Consider the following 4707-nt stretch of genomic DNA (forward strand, 5'->3'; position numbering starts at 1 on the left):
GTAAAGAGCTAATAAAGAAAGGATTCTCGTAATCACACTGTCAGTTATTTATATTATTAATTTTTACTTTTTTATAATTTATTTTGCCTTCCGAAACTGTTAAATATTAAATGTGTGTTAATTATTATTTGTGATTAAATATGAGCTTGGAAAAGTTATATACGATGAAGGAAGCTTGTAAATTGTTGGGAGTTCATATAAAAACACTGCAAAGATGGGATAGAGAGGGGAAGATAAAATGTGTTAGAACCGTAGGTAATAGAAGGAGAGTTCCAGAAAGTGAAATAAAACGAATATTAGGAATTAAAGATAAAGAACAAAGAAAAATTATCGGTTATGCGAGAGTCTCATCCAACACACAAAAAGACGATTTAGAGGGACAAATACAACTAATAAAATCTTACGCAGAGGAAAAGGATTGGGATGTTCAAATACTAAAAGATGTAGGTAGTGGTTTAAACGAAAAAAGAAGAAACTACAAAAAACTTTTAAAAATGGTCATAAACCAAGAGGTTGAAAAAGTAATAATTGCTTATCCAGATAGATTAACGAGATTTGGATTTGAAACATTAAAAGAATTTTTTAAATCCTATGGAACGGAGATAATCGTTATCAATAAAAAACATAAAACTCCACAAGAAGAGTTAGTCGAGGACTTAATAACTATTGTCTCTCACTTTGCAGGAAAACTTTATGGAATGCGTTCTCACAAGTATAAAAAGCTCACAAAAACAGTTAAAGAGATTGTAAGGGAGCAAAATGACAAATAAAAACAAACTCCCAACTGAAATCGTATTAACTTATAAGGTTAAACATAACTACGATTTAAAAGACCTACCAACTGAATTTATAAAAATAGCTCAAAAAGCAGTCGATATTATTTGGAAAAATATCGATTGGAAAGAAACGGAAGTTAAACATCGATATAAAGTTGGGAATAAATACAAATACTATAAAACCATTCGATTAATTCCGAAAATTCCAAAGGATAAGGACTTTAAAAGAGAGTTAAGAAATTATTTATTAAATGGCTGGAAGTTTGCATCTCATTATGTCGATGGAGCTATAAAAGTATCTTATTCAACAATAGAGAGTTGGAAATCGAATTATATGGAAGGGATAAGGAGTAGAAAAAAGCCCACGTTTAAAAGACCTTTTGTTAGAGTTAAAAATACTCTGATAAAATACGATAAGGAAAAAAGAGAAGTGAGAATAACAATAAAACCGAGAGAGGAATATTTAATTCTAAATATTAAAGATGAGTGGTTCTATGAGAGAGTTAAGGATTTTGACATTGGAGAGATTATTTTAAAAAATAACGAGGCATTAATAACATTTAAAAAACAATTAAATTTTGATAAAAAAGTTGCTATCGGAGTAGATTGTAATCTAAAATCGTTAGATTTGTATCATCCTGAAAAAGGTTGGATTAGAGTTAATGTAGAGGAATTACATCGAATTAAAAGGGTTTATGATGTTATTGTCGATAAACTAAAATCAATCTATAAAAAAGCTCCGAAGAGAATCGGTAGATTGTTGAGGAAGTATTATAATAGGAGAAAGAATCGAGTAGAAGATTATATTAACAAACTAACTTCCCAATTATCTAAACTCTTCCTAAATGCAATTTTTATCTTCGAGGATTTGGATAAGTTTAATATGTATGATAAAAATTCGAATTTTAATAGGAGTTTGGATAGAACAAGTTGGAGAAAGATTGCTAAGAGGTTAGAGTATAAAAGTATCGTTTTTTACGTTAATCCCCACTATACATCAAAAACCTGTCCCGTATGCGGGAGTAAAATGGAGTCCCAAGAGGGACAGGTTGTTAAATGCAATAATTGCGGGGCTTTTAATAGACAGTTTGTTGGTTGTTTTAATATTTTTAAAAGAGGAATTAAGTTGGTTAAAAAGATTTTAGGCGGAGTTGGGGTCCCCGTGTCTGGGGTTGAGAGCGATGATTTACTCCCCAATGAACCCAGAGGGGAGTTGAGCTCGATGAAACCCAATCCCGATGTGGTCTATATCGTAAATTTAAATGGTAAAACTCTTCTATAAGTATAAAAACTCATATATGCTCACATCGGGAAGACCCCGCAGGCCTCTCAGTGGCATATTTAATGTTGGATACTCCTCCACTACTCTGCATAATATAAAATTTCCCATTAAATCCTTCATTTCTTAAAGAAGTTATTAAATTTTTGAGATATTTTGACATCAAAGGTTTTAAGTAGGCATTTACCACAGTAGTGCTTGTCCTTTCATATTCTTTATACTCTGGATCGATTTCATGAGAGGCAATAACATCAACATTCGGGCAGAGTTTTTTTATTATTTCTTCTGCCTTCTTTTCATGGATTGGATTTTTGTAACTATGCAAAAATGATATAACAACAACCTCATATCCTTTATTTTTAATTTCTTTGGCAATTTTACATAGTTCCTCTTCATTTAGTGGCGTTATTATTTCTCCATTTGCACCTATTCTCTCCTCAACCTCATATCTATCTCTTCTTTTTATCAATGGCTTTGGTTTTTCAAAGAATAAATCATAAAGTTTAGGTCTTCTCTGCCTTCCTATTTCAATAACATCCCTGAATCCCTTTGTTGTTATTAATGCAATTTTTGGGGGTAAAAGATGCTCTTGCCCTAAAAACATGTTTGTTCCCAATGTCGTTGCATGGACAAGAATATCTATCTCATCAAAATTTATTCCTGCATCTTTTATTGCATTAATTGCCCCAATTGCTGGACTTTTTGGTGTTGTTGGGACTTTTGTTATATGAAATTCTTTTGTGTCTTCATCAAAATAAACGAGGTCTGTAAATGTCCCTCCAATATCAATACCAACCCTATATTTCCCCATAGTATCCCCTCAATTTAAAATCCATAAATCATTGAGATTTTAAACCACAAATCCCAACAAATAATAGTACCATTTCCATTAAAATAAATTTTTTATCAATATCCCCACAATCCTCTCCCCGCTCTTCCCATCTCCAAAGGGATTCTCCCAAGTTCTTTTTTTATTCAGCATTAATTCAACAGCATTAATAATTTTATTTTTATCATCCCCAACCAAAATATTACTTCCAACTTTTAACGTCTCTGGTCTCTCTGTGTTGTATCTCAAAGTTACACATGGAACTTTTAAAATGCAACTTTCTTCTTGAATTCCTCCGCTGTCAGTTAAAATTAACTCCGCATTCTTCTCCAAAATTAAAAATTCCAAATAACCAACTGGTTCTATAATTTTTATTTTATTGTTTTTTAATTTCTCAAATAAATTAAACTCCTTCAATCTCTTCTTAGTCCTTGGGTGGATTGGGAAGATAATATCTTTATCATAAATCTCTGTTATTTTTGTTATTGCATTTATTATGTTTTTTAATCTCTCTTTGTTGTCAACGTTCTCCGCTCTATGCAAAGTTAACAAAAAATAACCCTCCCCATTGGTTATGTTTTTTAAAAACTGATTTATATATTCATTTTTTTCTGCAAGTTCTAAATTTTGTAAGGTTGCGTCAACAATGGTATTACCTACAACAAAAATTTTATTATTTTCAATTCCTTCCTTTAATAGATTATTTTTTGCCTCCTCTGTTGGAGCAAAGAGATAATCACTTATGTGGTCAGTTAAGACTCTATTTATCTCCTCTGGCATAGTTTTATCGTAACTCCTTAAACCTGCCTCAACATGTGCAACTTTTATTTTTAATTTTGAAGCAACTAAAGATCCAGATAAAACTGTATTCGTATCTCCCTGAACAATAACAACATCTGGATTCTCTTTTAAAATAACCTTCTCAATCTCAATCATCATCTTTCCTGTCTGTTCTCCATGCGTTCCTGAGCCAATATTTAGATTATATTTTGGTTTTGGTAGATTTAACTCTTCAAAAAATATTCTATCCATATTCTCTGAATAATGCTGATTGGTGTGTATGATGTGCCAATCTACGTTAATTTTTTCTAATTTTCTAATTATCGGAGAGAGTTTTATAATCTCTGGTCTTGTTCCTAAGATTACGGAGATTTTCATCCTATCCCTCAATACTATTTAAAAATCTTTAAATTAACATTAAAAACTGATAGTGTGATTTAACACTATTAAAATTAAAACCAAAAAATAGAAATAGGTAGCACTTAAATAACTCGTTAAAAAACGGTGCATCTCCTATGCTAACAGCACTTAATAATATACTCACTAATTCTATAAATAGTTTTAAGATTTAACTGTTCAGAGGAGTTATCCAGTTCGCAGAGGTTAGAACACTAACGCCGATAAAAACCATCAAAGCATTTTCAGAGGATATTTTTGGAATTCACAGAACAACTATCGTTAAAAACCTACAAAAACTCTCTGAAGACGAGTTTTGTTTATATGCTCAACTATCTAACCTTCCCAATATTTTGGATGACAATAGATTTAAATATACTGCAATAATCGATTCAACACTACTAAGGAGATGGAGTGAAAAAGTTTATGGATGCAATATTCGATACAACTACATCGAAAGACATAGCAAACTATAGTTGTTTGCGAATTTTGCTAAAATTTATTTATACTCTAAATTTTTACGCTCATCTTCACTTACAATTACATATACAAATAATAATCGCAATATATAATTTTATGAGCGTCGAAGTATATAAGTTATTCATACCAAAGGATGAGGAGTGTATTGCAATTATAAGGGAGATTAG

At 31.1% G+C, this 4707-nt stretch carries 5 protein-coding genes; 3 read left to right on the top strand and 2 right to left on the bottom strand.

Annotation, left to right across the window (positions count from 1 at the left end):
* Window positions 1–140 precede the first annotated feature (140 nt).
* Together METFODRAFT_RS09075 and METFODRAFT_RS09080 are read left to right on the top strand one after the other, a co-directional pair.
* Entirely contained in the window at window positions 141–770 is a 630-nt protein-coding gene (locus METFODRAFT_RS09075) for an IS607 family transposase (protein ID WP_007045312.1), read from the top strand.
* On the top strand, window positions 760–2058 hold the full coding sequence (locus METFODRAFT_RS09080; protein WP_007045313.1) for an IS200/IS605 family accessory protein TnpB-related protein: 1299 nt from the start codon (window positions 760–762) through the stop codon (window positions 2056–2058). The genes METFODRAFT_RS09075 and METFODRAFT_RS09080 overlap by 11 nt, the downstream gene beginning before the upstream one ends.
* Before the next feature lie 10 nt (window positions 2059–2068).
* Here METFODRAFT_RS09080 and METFODRAFT_RS09085 read toward each other — a convergent pair whose 3' ends face one another.
* Both METFODRAFT_RS09085 and wecB read right to left on the bottom strand, forming a co-directional pair.
* Window positions 2069–2866 (bottom strand): hydantoinase/oxoprolinase N-terminal domain-containing protein, encoded by a 798-nt coding sequence (locus tag METFODRAFT_RS09085; protein ID WP_007045314.1) that lies wholly within the window; start codon window positions 2864–2866, stop codon window positions 2069–2071.
* 78 nt (window positions 2867–2944) lie between these two features.
* Window positions 2945–4042 carry a non-hydrolyzing UDP-N-acetylglucosamine 2-epimerase gene (wecB, locus tag METFODRAFT_RS09090; protein ID WP_007045315.1) on the bottom strand — a complete coding sequence of 366 codons (1098 nt, stop codon included), beginning with the start codon at window positions 4040–4042 and terminating at the stop codon, window positions 2945–2947.
* A gap of 432 nt (window positions 4043–4474) precedes the next feature.
* Between wecB and METFODRAFT_RS11655 the strand changes: the two genes are divergently transcribed.
* On the top strand, window positions 4475–4707 hold a 233-nt coding region (locus METFODRAFT_RS11655), incomplete at its 3' end, for a hypothetical protein (RefSeq protein WP_449288749.1).

Source organism: Methanotorris formicicus Mc-S-70 (assembly GCF_000243455.1).
Lineage (GTDB): Archaea > AGJL01 > Methanococci > Methanococcales > Methanococcaceae > Methanotorris > Methanotorris formicicus.